The organism is Croceicoccus estronivorus (genome assembly GCF_001625325.1).
GTDB lineage: Bacteria > Pseudomonadota > Alphaproteobacteria > Sphingomonadales > Sphingomonadaceae > Caenibius > Caenibius estronivorus.
The window spans coordinates 286,839-308,502 of record NZ_JRQQ01000001.1; the positions used below are offsets into that span (position 1 = coordinate 286,839).

Consider the following 21,664-nt stretch of genomic DNA (forward strand, 5'->3'; position numbering starts at 1 on the left):
AATGCCACCGGGACGGTCGTGGCTGGTCGGATTAGCCAATCGCGTCTTGTCGTCGCTTTGGTCCTCAGGTGCGATGCCGCACCCGGAACTCGACCCTGATCGTATCGCCGAAAAGACTTCCATTGAAACCGGACTGGACCATTTCGGTGATCCGTGGTTCCATCGCCCACTCGACAAATTGGCCCATGCATTGCGCGAAGAGGCCCATCTCAACCCGTTGGGACAGTTCGTGGCAGAGGGCCAGATCCGCAAAGTCCTGCGCGACCGGCTATGGGCTCAGCAATGGTTCTCCCGGCATCCGGAAATTCTCGAGCGGCCCCTTCCGCACCCCGTGATTGTCGTGGGAGCCATGCGTTCGGGAACGACCCGGCTCCACCGTTTGCTCGCGGCCGACAATCGTTTTGCCCACTTGCGCTTCTTCGAAACGGTCAGCCCGGTTCCCAAACCGGACGTGCCGGCCAGCAACAGCGACCGCCGCCGGATTGCCATGGCCCGGCACCTCCTGCGGGCGGTCCGCATCGCGAGCCCCCGCACGCAGGCAATTCATCCGACCGGCCCCATGCAACCGGAGGAAGAACTGGGCCTGCTCGTTTCTTCCGCATGGGGCATGAAGCACGAGGCACAATGGTCCATCCCTGGCTATGGCCGCTGGTCGGAACAGGAAGACCCCCGGCCAGCCTATGAATATATGGCCAGATTGCTCAAGCTGGTGAGTTGGGTTCGCGGGGATTCGAGCCTCAAACCCTGGATTCTCAAAACGCCGCAACACATGCTCGACCTCGATGCCCTGATGCAGGTTTTTCCCGATGCCCGGCTGATCTTCATTCATCGCGACCCCGTACGCGTAGTGGGCAGCGCCTGTTCGCTGGTATGGAATCAAACCAACATTCACACCGATCATGCAGACCCGCACCGCATCGGGCGCGAATGGCTGCGCAAGACCAGTTTGCAGGTCAAACGCATGCAGGATGCCCGCATGAGCATTCCGGAACGCCAGATGATCGATGTCCACTATGCCGATATGGATCACGACTGGCGCCATGTGATGGGCCGCATATACCGGTTCCTGAACATGGACATAAAGCCCGCCTTGCCCGCCATGCGCCGCTATCTCGAAACCGCCAGTGCAGAGGTGGCCGGGCCCCATCGTTACACTCTTGAATCGTTCGGGATCGAGCGTGAGGATGTGATCGACGAACTCTCGGACTATATTCAGGCCTTCGAAATTCCCATGCCTCACCAGCGAACCGCCCAGATTTATGCGGCAAGCACGAAACAGGCAGCTGCCATCCCAGCCTAGTTGCCACGCGCTGCGATGCTTTCCTGTGTGGTCAACGTCCCTGAGAATTCTCGCGAGACCTCGATTGCCTCGCCAACCAAAATCAGGGCCGGTCCATCCCCCAGCGCAGTGCGCGCCGCAATCGGCAGCAGATCCAGCCGCGTATAGAACAAGCGTTGGGTTGCAAGGCTGGCATTTTCGACCAACGCCACCGGCGTATCACCGGGCAGTCCAGCGGCGATCAATCCCACCGAAACCTCCCCTGCCGCAGCCTTGCCCATGTAGACGGCAAGCGTAGCCTGCGGATCGGCCAGCTTTTCCCAATTCAGGTCAAGCGTCTCTCCCGCACGGGCGTGCGCTGTCACGAAAGTGAGCCTGCGGGCGAGCCCACGCAAAGTCAGGGAAGCCCCGATGCCTGCCGCAGCCGCGCTTGCCGCCGTAACGCCCGGGCATATGCGGACCGGAACACCCGCCGCACGGCAAACCTCCATTTCTTCAGCCGCACGGCCGAATATCGAAGGGTCCCCACCCTTGAGCCGCACGACCCGATCACCGGCCCGCGCCGCTTCGACGATCAGTTTGCCAATCGTCTTCTGATCCCTGGAATGCCGGCCAGAACGCTTGCCGACTGGCACCAGCCGGATATGTCGCGGCACCAGGTCCAGCACACCCGCGCCAACCAATGCATCGTAAAACACCAGGGTAGCGGTCTGGATCAGCCTTTCCGCCTTGCGGGTCAACAGATCGGGATCGCCTGGTCCTGCCCCGACCAGCCATACCGAACCGGGTTCGAATTCAGTCATTCAGCGGCCTCCTTCGCACTGGTCAGTGTATTCTCGATCAGACGCGCGATGATCGGGCGACAGGACCCGCAATTGGCCCCGGCGGCAGTCGCTGCACCCACCGCCCCTACGCTGTCGGCACCGGCAGAAACGGCAGCCAGAACCTGCTGCTCCCCCACGTCGTTACAAACGCAGACGATAGCCCCCCGATCCGCTTGCGGTGCTGCCGGGCGTCCTGCGAGCAATTCGACGGAATTTGCGTCCGACTGCGAAAATTGCCGTACGATCCAGTCGCGCGGCGGCAGCTCACCGGAGCGGGTCAGATACAGGGCACCCATCAGACTGCCCTCCCCATCACACACAACGATGCGGCGCATTCCCCGCACTAGGTCTGCCACCTCGCTGCGATGTCCGGCGGGAACCAGAGCATCGAGATCTATCGCACCTTCTCCAGCCAGTTCGGTGAGCCAGCCACCTTCCACTTTCGCCCGTGTCCAATATGCGACATCGGGTGCGGCAGGCTCCCGCGTGAGCAGGAACGCCCGCCAGTCCGGCGACACGGGGGCAACCCTGGCCGGTGTGTCCTTGAAAGCAGGCTGACCGGACACCGGGTCAGTCAAAGGCTGCGCCAGTCTGCCAGTCCGGCCATTGCTGCCCATCGCATCGGTCCAATGCATCGGAACGAAGATCTCTCCGGGGCGCTGGCCGTCGGTTATGGCGACACGGTAGATTGCCTCTCCCCAGGCCGTCGTCACTCGGGCGAGCGCACCGTCCTTCAGCCCGAATTGAGCGGCGTCGTTCCCGTGAATTTCAAGCAAGGGCTCCCGCCGGTGTGTCGATAGCTTCGCACTCAGACCAGTCCGGGTCATCGTATGCCATTGGTCGCGATAGCGGCCAGTGTTGAGCCGCAGGGGCAAGCCGGGGTCTCGCACTTTCCGCGCAGGCGGCGTGACAGACACCAGTCGTGCCTTGCCATCGGGTGTGGGAAAGCCATCGCCCAGCGGATACGCGCCGCCCCACCGAAATGGTTGCATCGTCTCATAATCGTGGGCTGTGCACGCCCCCCACGATGTCAGATCCAGCATTTTCCCCCGATCAGCGGCCAGTTGTGTCATCGCAGCATATTCGCGAAAAACATCCGCCGGAGTGCGCCAGCCGAAGGCTTCCCCCCAACCCATCCGTCCCGCGACATCACACACTATCTCCCAGTCAGCCCGAGCCTGCCCCGGTTCGGCAAAGAGCGGGCGCTGACGACTGATCCGCCGTTCGGAATTGGTCACCGTCCCGTCTTTTTCGCCCCATGCGAGAGCAGGCAGGCGCACATGGGCAAAGCGGGCCGTATCGGTGTCCGCCGCCACATCGGAGACCACGACAGTCGGGCAACGGGCCAGCGCCTCGCGCACAATGCCGGCGTCGGGCATGGATGCCGCCGGATTGGTGGCCATGATCCAAAGAAACCGAATCCTTCCGTCATGGACGGCGCGAAACATATCGACCGCCTTCAGGCCCGGCCCTTGGCACATATTGGGCGCATTCCAGAATGCCTCGGCATCAGCCAGTTCATCTGGTTCAAAACCAAGATGACAGGCCAGCATGCTGGCCAGCCCGCCCACCTCGCGCCCGCCCATGGCATTGGGTTGCCCGGTCATGCTGAACGGCCCCGCTCCCGGACGGTTGATCCGCCCCATCGCGAGATGCAAATTGATAATGGCATTGCCCTTGTCAGTGCCGCCGATTGACTGGTTTGCCCCCTGGCTGAACAGCGTGACTGTGTGCGGATGGGCCGCGACCAGATCCGCAAACGCCGCGAACTGATCCTCTGGAATGCCGGACTCATCCGGGAGGTCGGCCCAGAAACCGTCCGGCACCAGGCATCGTTCCGCAAGGAACCCCTCATCCACCAGCCCACGGCGCAGCATCTCGGCCAGCAACGCATTGAACAGCGCCACATCGCCATCCGGAGCCACTGCGATATGAAGATCGGCCCGCTCCGCCGTTTCCGTTCGGCGGGGGTCGATCACGACCAGCTTCGTGCCCCTGCGTTTGCGGGCCTGCTCGATCCTCTGCCATGTCACCGGGTGACACCATGCGGTGTTGGAGCCGACCAGAACGATCAGGTCCGCCGTATCGATATCCTCATATGAACATGGCACCACGTCTTCACCGAATGCGCGAATGTGAGCAGCTACGGCGCTTGCCATGCAGAGACGGGAATTGGTGTCGATATTGCCGCTGCCAATATAGCCCTTCATCAGCTTGTTCGCGGCGTAATAATCCTCCGTCAGTAACTGGCCCGACACGTAGAAGGCGACACTGTCCGGCCCATGCTCGGCAATGCAGGCCCGCATTCGCCCGGCGACCAGATCGAGCGCATCGTCCCAATCCGCCTGCTCGCTCCCAATCATGGGATGAAGCAGGCGCCCTTCCAGACTGACCGTCTGGCCAAGATGCGTGCCCTTGGAACAGAGCCTTCCTTCATTGGCCGGATGGTCCCGATCGCCCGCAATCTTTACCGATCGCGCGCCGGTAACGGTTGCGTTCACGCCGCAGCCCACACCGCAATAGGGACAGGTAGTGCGGACCGCCTGCATCGCTGTCAGGCAGCCTTGTCTGCCAGGACCGAGGCAGCCGATGGGACCACCGCTTCGCGCAACAGGAATATCCGTCCGCCATCCACTTTCAACGGGATGGTCGGCACACAGCCCTGATCATCGCCGATCGCTTCGCCGGTCCGGAGAGAGATATTCCAGTTGTGCAACGGACAGGTGACGACGTTGCCATGCACGATACCCTGGCTGAGCGGCCCCTGCTTATGCGGGCACTTGTTCACCAGCGCATGACATTCGCCGGTCATCGTGCGGAATACCGCGATTTCTTCTCCACCATCGACGGGGAGAGTGCGGGCCGTACCCGGTTCGATCTGGGTAACAGGCCCGATATCCAGCCACTTGCCGATCATATTACGTTCTCCAGGTGAAGCGGGCGGACTTCCGCAATGTGCTGATGCAGGTCGGCGCGCTCACCACCGGCACGTTGGGCCCACGGGTCCACCTGCGAATGTTTCTGCGAAATGTGGAAACGGGCAGCCAGTTCGCGCACTTCCTCGGGATTGCCGAGCAGACGGCCCTTGATCCACTCAAGGCCTTTGCGCTCAACCCACGGAGCCGTGCGTTCGAGATAGTGGGCATCCTCCCGATAGAGCTGGATAAACGCCGCACACATTTCCAGGGCCTGTTCTTCCGTCTCGACCTTGCACAGCAGGTCGGTCGCGCGGACATGAATCCCCCCATTGCCGCCGATATGCAGCTCGTAGCCGGAATCGACACAAACCACGCCAAAGTCCTTGATAGTGGCTTCGGCACAATTGCGCGGGCAGCCGCTGACCGCGATCTTGAACTTGTGTGGCATCCAGCTGCCCCAGGTCATCCGTTCGATCGTGACCCCGAGGCCGGTCGAATCCTGCGTGCCGAAACGGCACCATTCGGACCCGACGCAGGTCTTTACGGTACGCAGCGCCTTGCCATAGGCATGGCCGGAAACCATTCCCGCCGCGTTGAGATCCGCCCAGATGGCAGGCAGGTCTTCCTTGTGGATGCCAAACAGGTCGATGCGCTGGCCACCAGTAACTTTTACCGTGCGGGCTCCATACTTTTCAGCCGCATCGGCAATCGCCCGCAGTTCGTTTGGCGTAGTGAGCCCGCCCCACATGCGCGGAACGACGGAATAAGTCCCATCCTTCTGGATATTGGCGTGCAGGCGCTCGTTGACGAAGCGGCTCTTCTGGTCATCCACGTACTCACCAGGCCAGGCACAGAGCAGATAGTAGTTGAGCGCAGGCCGGCACGACGCGCATCCTTCCGGTGTCGTCCAATGCAGTTCCTGCATTGTTTCCGGAATTGATTTCAGCCCCTTTTCCAGGATCAGGCGGCGAACATCATCATGCGTAAAGCTGGTACATTTGCAGAGGGTCTTCGGGCCGGATTCGACCTCCCCACCAAGCCTGATCGCCAACAGACTCTCGACCAGTCCGGTACAGGACCCGCAACTGGCAGAGGCCTTGCAAGTGGATCGAACGGCATCGAGGCTGTGTGCCCCGCCGTCGATGCAGGCGACGACCTGACCTTTGGATACACCGTTGCAGCCGCAGATTTCTGCATCGTCCGAAAGAGCGGCAACGGCGGCATTAGGGTCCGCGAGAGCACCCCCGGATGCGAAAGCCTGACCGAAGATCAGCGCCTCCCGGATATCGGAGATATCGTCCCCCTTCCGCAACAGATCGAAATACCAGTTGCCGTCGGCCGTATCGCCATACAACACCGCCCCGATGACCTTGTTTTCCTGCACCACCACACGTTTGTAGATACCGCGTGCGGCATCGCGCATGACGATATCCTCAGCGCCATCGCTGCCGGAGAAGTCCCCTGCCGAAAACAGGTCGATGCCGGAAACCTTCAGCTTGGTGGACGTGACCGACCCCTCGTAGCCATTGGGGCTGCCCGTCAGGCCATCGGCCAACGAACGGCACATGTCCCACAACGGCGCGACAAGGCCGTAGCAGCTACCACGATGCTGAACGCATTCACCCACTGCCAGGATCGCCGGATCGGACGTGACCATATGATCGTCGACCACGACCCCGCGTTCCACTGCGAGCCCGCTCGCCTTTGCAAGGGTAACCGACGGCCTGATCCCGACCGCCATCACCACGATGTCGGCGGGAATTTCGCGACCGTCCTTCAACCGCACGCCAGCGATGCATTTTCCTTCGGGGCCCTGTTTTTCCAGCAGGCATTCTGTGTCCGCCCCTGTCAGGATCGTCTGGCCGCGCCGTTCGAGTTCGGCCTTGAGCAACCAGCCCGCTGCCTCGTCCAGTTGCCGTTCCATCAGGGTCGGCATCAGGTGAATGACGGTGACGTTCATGCCCCTGAGCGAAAGGCCGTGCGCCGCCTCCAGCCCAAGCAGCCCGCCACCGATCACAACCGCATCGCCACCCTGTTCAGCAGCAGCCAGCATCTTGTCCACATCATCCAGATCGCGGAATGTCACGACACCGGGCAAGTCCTTGCCAGGAACCGGAATGATGAAGGGATCGGACCCGGTCGCGATCAGCAGCCGATCATAAGGCTCTACCCGCCCCAAAGCCGAAACGACCGTCTTGTTAGCCCGGTCGATATAAGTGACCGGATCGCCGGAGATCAGCGATATGCCGTTGCTGTCGTACCATTCCTGGGTGTTGATGACGATTTCATCGAAGCTTTTCTCCCCAGCCAGAACCGGGGAAAGCATGATCCGGTTGTAGTTCACCCGGGGTTCCGCGCCGAATATGGTGATCTCGAAGCGCTCGGGATCGCGCGCCAGTATCTCTTCGACCGCACGGCAACCAGCCATGCCATTGCCGATTACGACCAGTTTCTCTGGCAATCCCTCGCCTGTGCGCTTGGCTCCTTCAAAGCTCGCAGGTGCGTTCACTTTACCCATTCCTCCTCGGGCAGATCCGGCCCGGAAAGCGCACGCAAAAAAGCCGCCAAGTCCATTCCCGAAGGAGAGACTGGCGGCACCATTGCCACGCTATGTTGCTGTTTGAGCGGATGCGCTGTTTCGACCTACCCTGGCCGGCGCGATTCCGTTCACTTGTTTAATAACCGATTCCGTGGCCGCGCGGCAAGGCAATTTTTGCGGTGCAGCAAAACGAGCTGCACCGCCCTGCCGCGCGGCAGAGCTTACCAGCTCTTGTAAGGCAGAAACTTGCCGGACATCGTAACCTGAATGCGATCCCCTTTTTCATTGGGGATCTTCTCCACCGTCATGTCGAAATCAATTGCACTCATGATGCCGTCGCCGCCCTTTTCCTGGATCAGTTCCTTCAAGGTCTCGCCATAGACGCCCACGATTTCGTAAAAGCGATAAATGCATGGGTCGGTCGGGACGGCCTGTTCGAACATCTTCTTCGGAAATTCCGCCAGAACCACGGCTGCCTCTTGCGGCAGGCCAAGCCCACTGGCGATCTTGTCGGCAGATTCACGCGGCAGGCTGTTCATTCCGAGGCAGGCAGACGTCACGAAAACCTCACCAAGCCCCGCCATATCGGCGATCTCCGCCCAGGTAGTGCCTCCGGCCCGCTTCTTTTCCATGATCATCTCTGTCACGTCGGCTTTGGTCATCATGGGATAATCTCCTGTTCTGGGGTGGGAGAGGGCCCGGCCACATCCGGCCGGGTAAGAAGTGAGGCCAAGAGAGCCGCGGCAAGTATGCCGCTGACGATTTTCCAGGCGCGGACCGAACCGCGCTGAAACAATGGCATGAGGCCAGCCGGAGCAAGGCTCGCATTGGGCTTGGTCAGATCGACTACAAATTCGGACAATTCGCCATAACGCCGCGCGGGATCGAGATTCACCGCCTTGCGGATCGCTGCATCCATCCAGTCGGGCACGTCAGGGTTGTAATGCATGACGGGCGTGTAAGTCAGCTTTCGCTGCGCCGCGCGGGTGCCGGCTGCGGCAACGCGTGGGCCGTAAGGCAAATGGCCGGTCAGCATCTGGTATGCCACCACTCCCAGGGAATAGAGATCGCTTTGCCGGGTGGCGGGATAGCCAAGGTACAGTTCCGGCGCAGAATATTGAATGGTTCCGGCGAAGGCTGCCTCCAGCGGTCGCTGTGCCAGTTCATCCAGCCCGGCGACCTGCACCGAACCGAAATCTATGATGATTGCCCGGCCATCTCTGTCCAGCAGGACATTGTGCGGCCTGATGTCCCGATGGACCATTTCGCGCCTGTGCAGGGCCTGAAGCCCGCTCGCCAATTGCTTCACTACCTCACGCACAGTCGCAAGGTCCGGCATGGGGTGATCCAGCATCCAGGCATGGAGACTCTGACCCGCCACATATTGGCTCACGGAAAAGGCGAACCGGCGCGCGCGATAGTGCGTGGCGGCACGGAGCAGGTTCGGATGATCCAGCCGCCGCAGGATCCACTCCTCCAGCAACAGCGAGGAAAGCGCCGCAGGATCCTCAGCCAGTTCAGTCGACAGGATTTTGAGAGCGACTTCCGCTCCGCTTGCATCATCACAGGCGAGATAGACGTGGCTGCGGCTACCGGAGTGAATTTGCCGGAGGATCGTATAACCTTCGAAACCCTGCCCTTCAGCCAAGACGGAGGCCGGCGGCAGCGAGGTTTCCGCCCCGACCAGATCTTCTATCCCGCCATCGGGCAGGCTCTCTATCCGCACGAGCTGGACAGTCAGATTATCACCGCTGCCTCCCGCCTGCGCCGTCGCGGCAATGATCCTGGCCGCCACGTCCAACGTGGCCGCCGCTTCGATGATGTCGACGATCATTCTTGCCGACAGGTATTCGTGAACTCCGTCGGTCGAGAGCATGAACAGATCGCCGGGCACTAGAGGCACCTGGCGGTAATCGATCTCGACGGCCCGGTTCACCCCCATCGCCCTGCCGAGATAACTTTCGCCCCCGCCGAGATCGACACGATGAAGTTCCGTCAACGGCTCCACCGACTGGCCGGAAATCCGGGCGACCTGCGCATCTCCGATATGGAACACATGCGCGCTGCGCGATTTCAGAATCAGCGCGGAAAACGTGCAGACCAGCCCCCGCTCGCGTTCGCTGTCGCTTGGCACGGGCCCCAGAACGCGACGGTTCTGGGCATGCATCCAGCTGTTAGTGGCGGCAATCACCCGTTCGGCCGACGTCCGCACAGACCAGGCGGGCGAGGTGCAATAGTAATCGCTGAGGAAAGTCTTGACCGCCGTTTCAGCCGCCGTCGCGCCCAAGGCGCTGGTGCTGATCCCGTCGGCCAGGCACAGGACAATCCCCTTTGCCGCCAGGTCGGCCCCCTCCGGTTGGAGAGCGCCGTGAAAATCCTGGTTCTCGAGCTTCGCGCCCGCGCTCGAATAGTGTCCGAGCGTTATGGCAAGCCGGTTTTTCACACCAGCATGTGATGCGGGAGGAAGCACGTCCGTCAAGCCACTTCCTCCCGCCTGCGGCATTAAGCCGCAACCTTGAGGCCAGCGGCCTGCCGCTTCGGCGAAGTCCGGATGTGAGTGCTGTAAAGCATCAGGCCCGTGAACGTGACGCCACCGACAAGATTGCCGAGTACGGTCGGGACTTCATTCCACCAGAAATAATCCCCCAGCGTAAAGGCTCCGCCCATCATCAAGGCGGTCGGGAACAGGAACATGTTCACTATCGAGTGTTCAAACGTCATGTAGAAGAACAGCATGATCGGCATCCACATGGCGATCACCTTGCCCGAAACGCTGGTCGAAACCTGCGCCCCGACTACTCCGGTCGAAACCATCCAGTTGCACAGCATGCCGCGTACGAAAATCGTCAGCCAGCCGGCTGCGCCGTACTGCTCATAACCCAACGTCCGCGCGACACCGATTCCCGCGAGTTTCTGCCCTACCTCGCTCGGATCGGTGGAGAAGCCATAAGTAAAATAGACCGCCATCATCACTGCGGTGGTCAGGGCCCCGGCAAAATTGCCGACGAATACCAGTCCCCAATTCCGCAAGACGCCGTTCCACGTACAGCCGGGCCGCTTGTCCCAGACGGCTAGCGGGGCCAGCACGAATACGCCGGTGAGCAGGTCATAGCCGAGCAGGTAAAGGATGCAGAATCCGACGGGGAAGAGCACAGCCCCAGCCAGTGGCTGCCCGGTCTGGACATTGATGGTCACGGCAAAGGCTGCGGCAAGCGCCAGGGTTGCGCCCGCCATATATGCGCGGATCAAGGTATCCTTGGTCGACATGAGAATCTTGGATTCCCCAGCATCGACCAGCTTGGTCACGAATTCACTAGGTGCGAGATAGGACATGGGTACCCCCTTTCGTCTTCATCAGAAGCTGTAAGCGGCCTGGAGCCAGAACTTGTCGGTATCGACGGAAAAGCCATCGGCATCGTACTTCGCGTACTTGGCGAGCATGCCGACCGGGCCGAGCTTGAAGCCCAGCGAGGCGTCCCACTCGCTGCCGTAATCCAGCCCGCTCTTGTCGCTGTCGAATTCGTGGTAGGTCACACTGGCCTTGAGACCGGGAATGACCTGCATCGTGGGAAAGCCATAGGCGATGCCCACATAGACATCTTCCAGCCCGGCGGCGGGCGTGTTGAGAAACACATCGGCCCAGCCGTTGAACTTGTGAAGCGTTGCCATCGGCGTCGCCAGACCCACGCCATTGTCGCTGCCAAGCAATTCGTACCCGCCTGTCAGCGTGAAGCCCTGCACCGAAAGCGAGCCTTCCAATGCCACGTGATCGGCGCTGTAGTTCCTGGCCGAAGTTTTCCAGTCGGCCTGGTTTGCGTAGCTGGCCTTGAGGTCCAGCTTCACCTTGGAGCCAAGAGGAAGCGAAGTCGTTGCGAGCATGCCCAAGGTCTTGCTGGAATGCGCAGCCATCAACGGATCATCGTAATCCAGCAGGTACGCGAAGCCTTTTAGATTGACCGGACCTGCCTTCACCCCGGCGCCAAGGAAGATGAAATCTCCATCGTAGGCCTGCCGCCCGCCCGCATCGATGCCGAACACGGTGCGTTGTCCTATGGCATAAGTGGCGTCGAGACTGACCGGCCCGAACTTCGCCGTGCCCCGCACAGCGTCGAAAGTCTGCTCGTTCTGGCGCCAGCCCACCGAACCAACCCAGCGCTGATCGTCAATATTGATCCGCTGGCGACCGACAGTCACGCCGTTGCCGCCTTTCGCCCAGGCGATCTGGGCACGATTGAGCTCTATGTTTTCCGGGTCGGCCACAACCGAGTAGGGTCGATTCTGGTCTTCGGCAGGGAATGGGAAGGCGTTGTAATCGTTGCCGATGGCCAGGGTTCCCTCTCCCTCCACCAGCACCGAAAATTCGCCTGCCTTCAGTTCCGCGCCAGCCCGCAGCCGCAATGTCACGGCATCGGCATCGTCAACCGGATTGTCCTGATCGACGTTCTCGTAACGCAGTCGCAGATCCACAATCGGATCAAGCGTAACGCCATCCCCGATCGCGGTTGGCCCACCCCAATTCTGGGCGAGCGCCGGGGTTGCGACGCTCGCCATCAATATGGCGAGGCCGCTCGAAACGACAGTCCTCATACTTCAAAGCCTCCCTACAACTTGCGACCCTCGGGCGGCCTCTCCCTCGCTGTCACGGCATCAGGCGGCTTTCGCCTCCGGCCCGTGATCGTATTCGGCAAGGAAGTGGAGCACTTCCTGGCGGTATTGGTAGAACTTGGGATGATCGAGCAGCGCCTTGCGATCGCGCGGGCGCGGCAGATCGACATCCAGAATCTTGCCGATGGTGGCGTTGGGGCCATTGGTCATCATGACCACCCGGTCAGCCAGCAGGATTGCCTCATCCACATCATGCGTGACCATGATCGCCGTCACCTTCGTGCGGTTCCACGTTTCGACCAGAACGTCCTGCAAATCCCAGCGGGTGAGGCTGTCGAGCATACCGAACGGCTCGTCCAGAAGGAGCAGCCTCGGACTAAGAGCGAAAGCACGAGCGATACCGACACGCTGGCGCATGCCGTTGGACATTTCGGCAGCCAGTTTCTCCTTCGCATCGGCCAGCCCGACGCGATCCAGATAGTAATCGACAATATCGCGCCGCTCGCTCTTGCCGGCGTGGGGATAAACCCGTTCCACACCAAGTGCGACATTCTCTCGCGCGGTCAGCCAGGGCATCAGGCTGGGCGCCTGAAACACCACTGCCTTGTCCGGCCCGGCGACGTCTATTTCCCGATTGTCGAGCACGATGCCTCCGCCCGATATACCATTCAGACCGGCGGCCATTGTCAGCACAGTTGACTTGCCGCAGCCCGAATGCCCGATCAGCGAAACGAATTCGCCCCGATCCATTAGCAGGTTGAAGTCCTCCACTACGGTCAGAGGTCCTTTTGGCGTCGGATAGACTTTCCGCAGCTTGTAGAATTCGAGATAGCGCTGCTCGACCGCGCTGCGGGCCGCTTCGCGATAGGCCTGGGGCGGAGGGGCAAGGTCGAGCGGGCTGACATCGGGCAAATCAACCGCACTTTCGCCCATGCTGCCGTTTCCAGCATTCAAACTGCCAAGAAAGTCGACAATCCGCTTGCGCAGCGCCTGGAAGGCCGGATCGTCGTTCATCGCTTCACGCCCGCGCGGACGCGGCACATCAACATCGAATATGCGGCCGATCCGCGCCGCAGGCGCAGGGGTCAACACCGCGACGCGGTCGGCCAGCAAAAGGGCCTCGTCGACATCGTTGGTCACGAGGATAATCGTCCGCTTCTCTTCCTCGCGGATACGTTCGATCTCGTCCTGCAATTTCGCCCGCGTCAACGCGTCGAGCGCCGACAAAGGTTCGTCCAGCAAGAGGATTTCCGGCTCCATGGCCAATGCGCGGGCCACCGCCACACGCTGCCGCATACCGCCGGAAAGCTGGGCCGGCATGCGTTCCATCGCATGCCCCAGCCCGACGAGTTCAACTTTTTGGCGGACCAGAGCCGCCCGCTCCGCAGCGCTGCGATCCTTGTGTACCGCATCCACCGCCAGCGCGACATTCTGCTTCACTGTCAGCCAGGGGAACAGGGAATAGGACTGGAATACCAGGCCCCGATCCTTGCCCGGCCCGTCAACCGGCTCCCCATGCAACAGGATTTCGCCGGAATCCGGAGCCAGCAGGCCCGCAATCGCGGAAATCAGCGTGGTCTTGCCCGCTCCGGAGAAACCGAGCACCGCAATGAATTCCCCCTCACGCACATCGAGGTCGATCCCGTCAAGGACAGGCGTGGTTCCTCCCGTCTTGCCCCTATAGGATTTGCTGACGTTCCGCAGAGACAGGATCGGCTGAAAAGTCATGTTCCCGGCCCCTCAGATCTGGTGGTTCTTGGAGGCGAACGACTGGAATGCCATCATGATGCGATCGAGCGCAAAGCCGATGAAGCCGATGACAATCACCGCGAACATGATCCGTGCGAGGCTTTGCGAACTGCCGTTCTGGAACTCATCCCACACGAACTTGCCGAGGCCCGGATTCTGCGCGAGCATTTCAGCCGCAATCAGCACCATCCAGCCCACACCGAGCGACAGTCGCATCCCGGTGAAAATAAAGGGCAGCGAACTGGGCAGGACCAGCTTGGTCAGCTTGGCAAACCAGCCAAGTTTGAGCACTCGCCCGACATTCAGCAGGTCCCGGTCGATGCTGGCCGTCCCCACGGCCGTGTTGATGAGCGTCGGCCACAGAGAGCACAGCATCACCACGATGGCGGAAATCACGAAGCTCTTGGGCAACATCGGATCCGGCCCACTCATCGTGGCAGAAATGACCATGGTCACGATCGGCAGCCAGGCCAGCGGACTGACCGGCTTCATGATCTGGACGAGGGGGTTGATCGCGGCGTTGACCAGCGGCGACAGGCCGCAGACGAGGCCGATCGGCACAGCAACCAGCGTCGCAAGGACAAACCCCAGCGCTACCGTCTTGAGTGAGGTCGCAATCTGGTCGAGAAAAGTCGGAGGACCGGCATAATCGAAGTGCCGAACTGCCTGCGGATTTCCTGCCGCGATTGCTGCTTCGTTGCGCGCGTCCTGTTCGGCATAGAACTGCGCTTCCGAAGCCTTGGCCGCGCTCCATTCTTCATAAAGGGCCCCACCTTGCCCAACCACCTCGACCGGCCCCGGCAATGCGCCCAGTGAAGTATTGACCTGCGGAGCGAGAACGGCCCACAGGGCCAGAAAGGCCAGTATCCCAATGACCGGGGCCACCAGTGCCTTACCCAGCGCCGTCAGCTTGCCCGCCAGCAAACGCTCACTGCGTTCCCGCACCTGGCGCCGGGAACTGGCAGTGGATGGAGGCTGAACCAGGTCAGCCCCCGCTTGCAGATTTTCCGCTTCCGGAATCGGGGCTGCGCTGTCTGCGAAAGCGGTAGCCATGGGAACGATTCTCCTGTTCTTGTCCTGAGGCGGCGCGCGGCGCGTCTATTGCACGCCCGCAGCAGTCACTGTCTGGCCGTTCTTCAGGCCGATTTTGAATTTGGCGAGATAAGCATTGGGTTGCTTCCCATCATACGTAACACCGTCGATGAAGCCGCCCTGTTCGCCCCGGAAGCCATCCGTTTCGGGCACGCTTGCGGCAGGAATCTCGCCATCCTTGACCAGCTTGCTGGCCGCCGCGAGATAGAGGTCCGGGCGATAGACAGCCTTTGCCGTATCGAAATACCACTGGTCGGTCTTGTCGTCGGCAATCTGCCCCCACCGCCGCATCTGCGTGAGATACCAGATCGCATCGGAGTAATATGGGTAGCCTGCGAACTTGTCGAAGAAGATGTTGAAGCCCGGGGCTGGCCGCGTATCGCCGGGTTCGAAAGTGAACTTTCCGGTCATCGAAGCGGCGATCACGTCATAGTCTGCGCCAACGTAATTGGGCTGCGACAGGATTTTGACCGCTTCCGGGCGGTTCTTGCCGCCGCCTTCATCCAGCCACTGTTGCGCCTTGATAATTGCACGCAGCACCGCTGCGGTGGTCGCGGGATATTTCTCCGCGAAATCCTTGCGCAGGCCGAAAACCTTCTCAGGATTGTCGTGCCAGATCTCGTCGTCCGTAATCACCGGCACGCCGATCTTCTTGAAGACCGCCGCCTGGTTCCATGGCTCCCCGACGCAGTAGCCTTCGATCGTTCCGGCCTCGAGCGTCGCCGGCATCTGCGGCGGCGGCGTCACGGAAAGCTGCACATCAGCGGCGACCGTGCCGCCAACATCACCCGGCGTGTAGTAGCCGGGATTAAGCCCCCCGGCCGCCAGCCAATAACGCAGTTCATAATTGTGCGTGCTGACCGGGAAGACCATACCCATCTTGAAAGTCTTGCCCTGTTGGCCAAAGGTTTCGACCACGGGTTTGAGCACACTTGCAGAGATCGGGTGCTTGGGCTTTCCGTCCGCATTCTTCGGCAGGGTCGGAGCGATCATGGACCAGACCTTGTTCGACAAGGTGATGGCATTGCCATTAAGATCGAGGCTGAGCGGCGCAATCAGGTCCGCCTTCGTGCCGTAACCGATCGTTGCGGCCAATGGCTGTCCGGCAAGCATATGCGCACCGTCGAGTTGGCCGCCAATCACGCCGTCGAGCAGGACTTTCCAGTTTGCCTGCGGTTCGAGCGTGACGTTCAATCCTTCATCCGCGAAGAAGCCCTTCTCCTTCGCAATGGCGAGTGGCGCCATATCGGTCAGCTTGATGAAACCGAGCTTGAGATTGGGCTTCTCGATCGCACCGTCGAGCTTGGCCGCAGAGACCGTCTGACCACCGGAGGCATCGCCATTGCCCGATCCGCAACCCGCCAGAGCCAAGCTCGCGGCCAAGGCCGCCAGCACACCGCGTCGATCGAATTGGAACCCTTTACACCCGACCATATTGCTCCGTCCGTCATCCGGCGCACAACGCAAAAAAGCCGCCTCGATTCGGTTTGACCAGCAAACCAGATCGGGCGGCACCGTTGCCACGCGTTTGATAAATTCAACCAGAGGCCGAAACTTCGCCCGACCTTGGGCGGCGTCCTCCGGTGAGGCAAGTACTAAACGATTCGCCTCCGCCTCGTAAAGCGATTTTTGCGGTGCAGCATAATTTACCCCTCAAGGAAGGCTCGCAAGATAGCCCTGCAAATCATCCGGGTCGAAACTACGCCCATCGAAGAAACTGTTTTCCGACAAGGTGATATCACCTTGCTGCGTGGTTACCGCGGTTGGCCCCGCGAGACTGCCTTCGACTTTCGAACTGGCACCGGGCAGTGCATCGCCTGTTCCTTTCAACGCACTGCGATAAACGTCGGGCCGAAACACCCGAGCGGCTGAAACGGCATCGTCTTTTCCGTATGCCAGCCCATCCCAGCGCACCATCTGGCTGTAAAGCCATTCCGCCTGGCTGACCCAGGGAAAGTTTGCCGCCTCGCGATGCTGAAACATGAAATCCGAATAGTGCACTGGCGCACCACCCTGTTTCAACACCAGTCGATCGGAGAGAGACCGCAGGATAATCTTCGGATCGCCCCCGACATATTTCGGCCGGGAGAGAATCTCGGCATTGATTTCCCAATTGGCAGGATCGACGAAATGACGGCCTGCCGCACGCAGCGCACGGATCAATGCCTCGAATTCAGGCCGCCGCGCTTCCAGCACGGGCTCACGCACGGCCAGTACCTTTTCAACCCCCCGGCGCCATATCTGTGCCGTGGCGAGCACGATCGTGCCCACCCCCCGCTCTACCGCTACGCTGTTGTAGGGTTCCCCAACACAGATTCCATCGACTTCGCCGCTGGCAAGGGCATCGGCCACGAAGGGCGGCGCAACCGTCATGATCTCGATATCGCGATCCGGCCGGATACCGCATGCCGCAAGCCAGTATCGCAGTTTGTAATTATGACTGGAATAGCGGTGCACGACACCGAACCGCAGGGGATTACCCTGCCCAAGGCGCTCCGCCGCAACTTTGGCAAGCAGCCCGCCAACCTGAACGGGATCGCCCAATCCACCCGCAGGATTTACCCTGTCCGCCAGATCGCTCCGCAAAGTAATGGCATTGCCATTGAGACCGAGCACGAACGGAACCGAAAGCGGTTGCGCAGGCCTGCCCCGCCCCAGCGTCGTGGCGATTGCCAGAGGCGCAACCATATGCGCCGCGTCACTATGGCCATAAAGCAGCCGGTCCAGCACAGTGGCCCAGCTCATATCCTTCACCAGCCGCAGCGAGAGCCCTTCTTCCTCCGCAAACCCATGTTCGCTGGCGAGGATCGGCAGGCAGGCATCCACCAGAGGCAGGAATCCGATGGTTAGTTCATTGCTCATCCGATCCCTCCCAAAAGTTCTTCGGCCGTAATCACTGCCTCGGCAATATCGGCGATGCGACGGCCCTGATTCATCGCGGTGCGCCGCAACTCCGCATAAGCATCGGGTTCAGACAAACCCCTGCTGTTCATCAGGATACGCTTGGCCTTGTCGATGGCTTCCCGTTCCGCCAGCTTCCCCTTGGCTTCCGCCAGATCAGCCTGAAGCCGTGAGAACGCGTTGAAGCGGCGCACCGCAAGGTCCAGCAACGAACGGATGCGATTGGATGCCAGCCCATCGACCACATAGGCGGATACCCCGGCATCGATCGACGCGGCGATGGCGTCATCATCCGATTCATCGACGAACATCGCGATCGGGCGATCCAGCACTCTGCTGACCGCAAAATACTCTTCCAACACGTCGCGCGACGGGTTGCCGAGATCAATCAGGACGACATCCGGCCCGATCTCTTCGATCCGGGCCAGCAATGCCTTACGCTCGGTAAGAATGAATATCTCGCAATCGTCGAGCGTGGCGAGCCCTTCCTCGATAATCGAGGCGCGAGCAGCACTTTCGTCGACAATCGCGATCCGCATGGCGCGAGGTCTACCGGTATTGCTGCAACGCAACAATACCTTCCCTGCTCAATTCTGCGACGAGGCAGGCCATCACTCCATCAGGCAAGCATACCGGCAAGGCGGCGCTGAATTACCTGCTCGGCTTCCGCGACTATTCGGCTCACGAGTTCCGCGCAGCTTGGAATATCGTGGATCAGGCCCTGAACTTGCCCGGCCCAGAAGATGCCTTGAGACAAGTCTCCCGTTTCGAGCAGCTCAGCGCCCTTCACCCCCGAAACAAGATGCCGGATGTCCTCGAAGGTCGCATCCGGCCGAGCCGAAATTTCAACAACCTCATCGGAAACCTCGCTTTTGGCGACGCGTGCGGTGTTCTTGAATTTGCGGAAGATCAGGTTGGTCCCGCGTTCGTCATTCTCGACGTACCTGGCCTTCACATTCTCGTGTATCGGCGCTTCCCTGGTCGCGCAGAAACGGGTTCCCATGTTGATGCCATCGGCCCCCAGGGCCAGCGCAGCCGCCAGCCCCCGCCCATCACCGAACCCGCCGCTGGCCAGCAACGGGATCTTCACCTTGTCGGCAGCAGCGGGGATCAGGATCAGGCCGGGAATGTCATCTTCCCCCGGATGCCCAGCGCATTCGAACCCGTCGATCGAAATCACGTCGACCCCGTGCCTTTCAGCGGAAAGTGCGTGGCGAACAGCGGTGCATTTATGAAGGATCTTGATTCCATGAGGCTTGAGCATCGCCCAAATCTCTCGCACGGCGGGGGAACCCGCCGTTTCCACAACGCCCACGCCACCGTCAATTATGGCTTGTGCATAGGCACCGTAATCAGGCGCATTGATTGTCGGCAATACCGTCAGGTTCACGCCGAACGGTTTGTCCGTCATTGTGCGACAGCGCGCAATTTCGTTGCGCAAAGCCTCTGGATCAGGCTGCGTGAGCCCCGTCAGCATCCCCAGTCCACCGGCATTGGAGACCGCGCTCGCCAGTTCCGCGATACCGACGTTCTGCATGCCTCCCTGAACGATGGGATGTTCAATGCCAAGCAGTTCGGTAATGCGGGTCTTGAACGCCATTCTCATACATCCTTTGCGCCGGATTATCGGGCCAGCTTGCAACACGGCAGGCGGCGGCGATGTCCTTGCCGCCTATATGGTCGAAATTCAATTGTACGAATTCCGACATGCAAGTGGCACCGCGTCGTCCCCAATTTCCCACCTGGGGCACATCCGGCAGCAGTGTTTTCCCACACCGCGGGATAACTCAAACGCGCCATGCGTTATCTCGCTGGAAGGAAAGAGGAGTTCGATCCATGCGCAAGACAATCGTTCCAGCGACTCTGGCCCTGCTGGCCCTCTCCGCCTGTGGCGAGGACAAAAGCAACGAACCGGAACCGACCGGTTCAACCACAACACAACAATCGACCGAAACGGAACGCAATTCCGGTATTGCGGATGCGTCGAATCCCCCGCCGCTATCTGACAGTGACAGCAAGAGCATACCCCTGGCCGCACAAGGCCGCTGGGGCCTGGTTCCCGCCGACTGCACGAGCACACGCGGAGATGCCAAGGGATTGCTGAAAATCGACGGAACAACTCTGCAATTCTATGAATCGGTGGGCACGCTGGACGAAATTCAGGAAATTTCCGGCACCCGGCTCCGCGCGTCCTTCGACTTCACTGGTGAAGGCATGAGCTGGTCCCGCGAAGAAGTGCTGGACGTGCAGGATGGCGGCAAAACGCTGATCCGTCGCGAGTATGGAAAGGATGCATTGCCCGGGCCATTCGAGTATAGCAAGTGTACGTGAAGGAGCGAAAAACCATGAAAAGCAAATCCTTGGCCTATGCCATGCCCGCCCTTCTCCTTGCCGGTTGCGCGGCGAGTGAGCCACCTGCCGAGACCCCACCACCCGTAGCATCGCCGGGTGTCTGCAACGCGGCTCCCGCCCAATCTCTGGTCGGCACCGCCGCATCCACAGCGATCGGCGCCCAATTGCTGGAGCTGACGGGCGCACGGCAACTTCGTTGGGGCCCACCGCGCACGTCCATGACAATGGATTTCAGACAGGATCGGCTGACTGTCGCTTATGACGACGACATGATAATCGAACGCATCACCTGCGGGTGAGCACCCGCGTGACCTGCTCCGGAATAACGGGCAGGAAAATGGCAAAAAGACGGACAGATGACTGACGAAGTGCATATCCATGCCCACGGACCCGCTGGGCATATCTCTCTCAATCGCCCTCGCGCAATCCATTCCCTGACGCTCGCCATGTGCAAGGCAATGACCGAAGCCCTGCAAACATGGCGCAGCGACGATGCTGCCCGCTTTGTCCTGCTCGACCATGCTGAAGGGCGTGGCTTTTGCGCCGGAGGCGATGTGACCCTGATACGCCAGTCTGCTCTGGAAGATGGAGGGGCTGCTGCGCGGCAGTTCTTCGACACCGAATACAAGCTGAACCATCTGATGTTCACCTATCCCAAGCCGATCATCGCTTTCATGGACGGCATCACCATGGGCGGCGGGGTCGGCATTTCGTTGCCGGCGAAATATCGCATCGCAACGGAAAATACGCGTTTTGCCATGCCGGAGACCGGCATTGGCCTGATCTGCGATGTCGGTGGCGGATGGTATCTGTCCCGCCTCCCCGGGCGGACAGGCCAGTTTCTCGGCCTGACCGGCGCCCGGCTGGATGGTGCGGAATGCCTGTGGGCAGGCCTGGCAACACATTACCTGCCAAGCGACGCCCTGCCAGAAGCCAAGGCTCGCATCATTGCCGCCCCTGATACGATCGAAGCGATATTGGAAGAGTTGTCCGTCACGCCGCCAACGCCACGCCTGGCAGCCAACCGCGAGAGGATCGACCGGCTGTTCGCGTCAGACAATTACGAAGACAATCTCGCCGCTCTCAAGGCCGATGGCGGAGAGTGGGCTGCGAAGGAACTGAAAACGCTCGGCACCAAAAGCCCGATGACCTGCAAGCTGGTCCTGCGCCAGTTGCAACTGGGCAGCAAGGCCAAGACATTCGCTCAAAACATGGCGATGGAATATCGGGCAGCCACACGCACTGTGCTCTTGCCGGATTTTGCCGAGGGGGTTCGCGCGTTGCTGATTGACAAGACCAACGATCCTCAGTGGCAACCAGCCGCCGCTCACGAGGTCAGCGAAGCGATGATCGACGCCGTCTTCGCCCCTCTGCCCCCGCAGGAGGAATGGCAACCTCTGTGATT

General features: G+C 60.7%; 18 protein-coding genes. 4 read left to right on the forward strand and 14 right to left on the reverse strand.

Translation table 11 applies throughout. The features are described 5' to 3' along the window. The first annotated feature begins 46 nt into the window (after positions 1–46). The gene (locus MB02_RS01490) at positions 47–1,300 is read left to right on the forward strand and encodes a sulfotransferase family protein (protein WP_235829384.1); all 1,254 of its coding nucleotides are present in this window, start codon (positions 47–49) and stop codon (positions 1,298–1,300) included. Here the strand turns inward: MB02_RS01490 and cobA are convergent. The 14 genes from cobA to MB02_RS01560 form a co-directional block, all read right to left on the reverse strand. After that, a complete protein-coding gene (cobA, locus tag MB02_RS01495; protein WP_067531551.1) occupies positions 1,297–2,082 on the reverse strand; it encodes a uroporphyrinogen-III C-methyltransferase in 786 nt (261 codons plus the stop codon). The genes MB02_RS01490 and cobA overlap by 4 nt on opposite strands. Then, complete coding sequence (locus MB02_RS01500; protein ID WP_067531553.1) at positions 2,079–4,652, reverse strand: nitrate reductase; 2,574 nt, start codon at positions 4,650–4,652, stop codon at positions 2,079–2,081. Before MB02_RS01500 ends, cobA begins: the two co-directional genes overlap by 4 nt. Before the next feature lie 5 nt (positions 4,653–4,657). After that, positions 4,658–5,020: a nitrite reductase small subunit NirD gene (nirD, locus tag MB02_RS01505; protein ID WP_067531555.1), complete on the reverse strand. Its 363-nt coding sequence runs from the start codon at positions 5,018–5,020 to the stop codon at positions 4,658–4,660. After that, positions 5,017–7,539 carry a nitrite reductase large subunit NirB gene (gene nirB, locus MB02_RS01510; RefSeq protein WP_082825893.1) on the reverse strand — a complete coding sequence of 841 codons (2,523 nt, stop codon included), beginning with the start codon at positions 7,537–7,539 and terminating at the stop codon, positions 5,017–5,019. The genes nirD and nirB overlap by 4 nt, the downstream gene beginning before the upstream one ends. 242 nt (positions 7,540–7,781) lie before the next feature. Further along, positions 7,782–8,225: a cyanase gene (gene cynS / locus MB02_RS01515; RefSeq protein ID WP_206598556.1), complete on the reverse strand. Its 444-nt coding sequence runs from the start codon at positions 8,223–8,225 to the stop codon at positions 7,782–7,784. Next, entirely contained in the window at positions 8,222–10,030 is a 1,809-nt protein-coding gene (locus tag MB02_RS01520) for a bifunctional protein-serine/threonine kinase/phosphatase (RefSeq protein WP_235829408.1), read from the reverse strand. The genes cynS and MB02_RS01520 overlap by 4 nt, the downstream gene beginning before the upstream one ends. A gap of 32 nt (positions 10,031–10,062) precedes the next feature. Next, the gene (locus tag MB02_RS01525) at positions 10,063–10,893 is read right to left on the reverse strand and encodes a formate/nitrite transporter family protein (protein ID WP_067531557.1); all 831 of its coding nucleotides are present in this window, start codon (positions 10,891–10,893) and stop codon (positions 10,063–10,065) included. Between the two features lie 21 nt (positions 10,894–10,914). Further along, complete coding sequence (locus tag MB02_RS01530) at positions 10,915–12,147, reverse strand: alginate export family protein (protein WP_067531559.1); 1,233 nt, start codon at positions 12,145–12,147, stop codon at positions 10,915–10,917. A gap of 60 nt (positions 12,148–12,207) precedes the next feature. Further along, a complete protein-coding gene (locus MB02_RS01535; protein ID WP_067531560.1) occupies positions 12,208–13,893 on the reverse strand; it encodes an ABC transporter ATP-binding protein in 1,686 nt (561 codons plus the stop codon). Positions 13,894–13,905: 12 nt separating this feature from the next. After that, positions 13,906–14,967, reverse strand: a complete 1,062-nt coding sequence (locus MB02_RS01540) for an ABC transporter permease (protein WP_082825894.1) — start codon at positions 14,965–14,967, stop codon at positions 13,906–13,908. Between the two features lie 45 nt (positions 14,968–15,012). Next, on the reverse strand, positions 15,013–16,440 hold the full coding sequence (locus MB02_RS01545) for a CmpA/NrtA family ABC transporter substrate-binding protein (RefSeq protein WP_067532253.1): 1,428 nt from the start codon (positions 16,438–16,440) through the stop codon (positions 15,013–15,015). 219 nt (positions 16,441–16,659) lie between these two features. Then, positions 16,660–17,868, reverse strand: coding sequence for an ABC transporter substrate-binding protein (locus MB02_RS01550; protein WP_067531562.1), 1,209 nt, complete (start codon positions 17,866–17,868; stop codon positions 16,660–16,662). Continuing rightward, positions 17,865–18,446: an ANTAR domain-containing response regulator gene (locus MB02_RS01555; protein WP_067531564.1), complete on the reverse strand. Its 582-nt coding sequence runs from the start codon at positions 18,444–18,446 to the stop codon at positions 17,865–17,867. Before MB02_RS01555 ends, MB02_RS01550 begins: the two co-directional genes overlap by 4 nt. 80 nt (positions 18,447–18,526) lie before the next feature. Beyond that, positions 18,527–19,507, reverse strand: a complete 981-nt coding sequence (locus tag MB02_RS01560) for an NAD(P)H-dependent flavin oxidoreductase (protein WP_067532256.1) — start codon at positions 19,505–19,507, stop codon at positions 18,527–18,529. Between the two features lie 236 nt (positions 19,508–19,743). On the opposite strand from MB02_RS01560, the gene MB02_RS01565 reads away from it, so the two are divergent. Genes MB02_RS01565 through MB02_RS01575 form a run of 3 tightly spaced genes read left to right on the forward strand, consistent with a single transcriptional unit; the run spans position 19,744 to position 21,662 of the window. After that, positions 19,744–20,238 carry a hypothetical protein gene (locus MB02_RS01565; RefSeq protein WP_067531566.1) on the forward strand — a complete coding sequence of 165 codons (495 nt, stop codon included), beginning with the start codon at positions 19,744–19,746 and terminating at the stop codon, positions 20,236–20,238. A gap of 14 nt (positions 20,239–20,252) precedes the next feature. Beyond that, positions 20,253–20,558, forward strand: coding sequence for an I78 family peptidase inhibitor (locus MB02_RS01570; protein ID WP_067531569.1), 306 nt, complete (start codon positions 20,253–20,255; stop codon positions 20,556–20,558). A 57-nt stretch (positions 20,559–20,615) separates the two neighbouring features. Then, positions 20,616–21,662, forward strand: coding sequence for an enoyl-CoA hydratase/isomerase family protein (locus MB02_RS01575; protein WP_067531571.1), 1,047 nt, complete (start codon positions 20,616–20,618; stop codon positions 21,660–21,662). Positions 21,663–21,664 lie beyond the last annotated feature (2 nt).

What these genes read in the sequence shown, in the direction of transcription:
- MB02_RS01545 (WP_067532253.1), bottom strand. Translation starts at nt 16,440, where the DNA reads ATGGTCGGGTGTAAAGGGTTCCAATTCGATCGACGCGGTGTGCTGGCG.
- MB02_RS01540 (WP_082825894.1), bottom strand. Translation starts at nt 14,967, where the DNA reads ATGGCTACCGCTTTCGCAGACAGCGCAGCCCCGATTCCGGAAGCGGAA.
- cynS (WP_206598556.1), bottom strand. Translation starts at nt 8,225, where the DNA reads ATGATGACCAAAGCCGACGTGACAGAGATGATCATGGAAAAGAAGCGG.
- MB02_RS01500 (WP_067531553.1), bottom strand. Translation starts at nt 4,652, where the DNA reads ATGCAGGCGGTCCGCACTACCTGTCCCTATTGCGGTGTGGGCTGCGGC.
- MB02_RS01525 (WP_067531557.1), bottom strand. Translation starts at nt 10,893, where the DNA reads ATGTCCTATCTCGCACCTAGTGAATTCGTGACCAAGCTGGTCGATGCT.
- MB02_RS01550 (WP_067531562.1), bottom strand. Translation starts at nt 17,868, where the DNA reads ATGAGCAATGAACTAACCATCGGATTCCTGCCTCTGGTGGATGCCTGC.
- nirB (WP_082825893.1), bottom strand. Translation starts at nt 7,539, where the DNA reads ATGGGTAAAGTGAACGCACCTGCGAGCTTTGAAGGAGCCAAGCGCACA.
- MB02_RS01565 (WP_067531566.1), top strand. Translation starts at nt 19,744, where the DNA reads ATGCGCAAGACAATCGTTCCAGCGACTCTGGCCCTGCTGGCCCTCTCC.
- nirD (WP_067531555.1), bottom strand. Translation starts at nt 5,020, where the DNA reads ATGATCGGCAAGTGGCTGGATATCGGGCCTGTTACCCAGATCGAACCG.
- MB02_RS01560 (WP_067532256.1), bottom strand. Translation starts at nt 19,507, where the DNA reads ATGGCGTTCAAGACCCGCATTACCGAACTGCTTGGCATTGAACATCCC.
- MB02_RS01535 (WP_067531560.1), bottom strand. Translation starts at nt 13,893, where the DNA reads ATGACTTTTCAGCCGATCCTGTCTCTGCGGAACGTCAGCAAATCCTAT.
- cobA (WP_067531551.1), bottom strand. Translation starts at nt 2,082, where the DNA reads ATGACTGAATTCGAACCCGGTTCGGTATGGCTGGTCGGGGCAGGACCA.
- MB02_RS01530 (WP_067531559.1), bottom strand. Translation starts at nt 12,147, where the DNA reads ATGAGGACTGTCGTTTCGAGCGGCCTCGCCATATTGATGGCGAGCGTC.
- MB02_RS01575 (WP_067531571.1), top strand. Translation starts at nt 20,616, where the DNA reads ATGACTGACGAAGTGCATATCCATGCCCACGGACCCGCTGGGCATATC.
- MB02_RS01555 (WP_067531564.1), bottom strand. Translation starts at nt 18,446, where the DNA reads ATGCGGATCGCGATTGTCGACGAAAGTGCTGCTCGCGCCTCGATTATC.
- MB02_RS01570 (WP_067531569.1), top strand. Translation starts at nt 20,253, where the DNA reads ATGAAAAGCAAATCCTTGGCCTATGCCATGCCCGCCCTTCTCCTTGCC.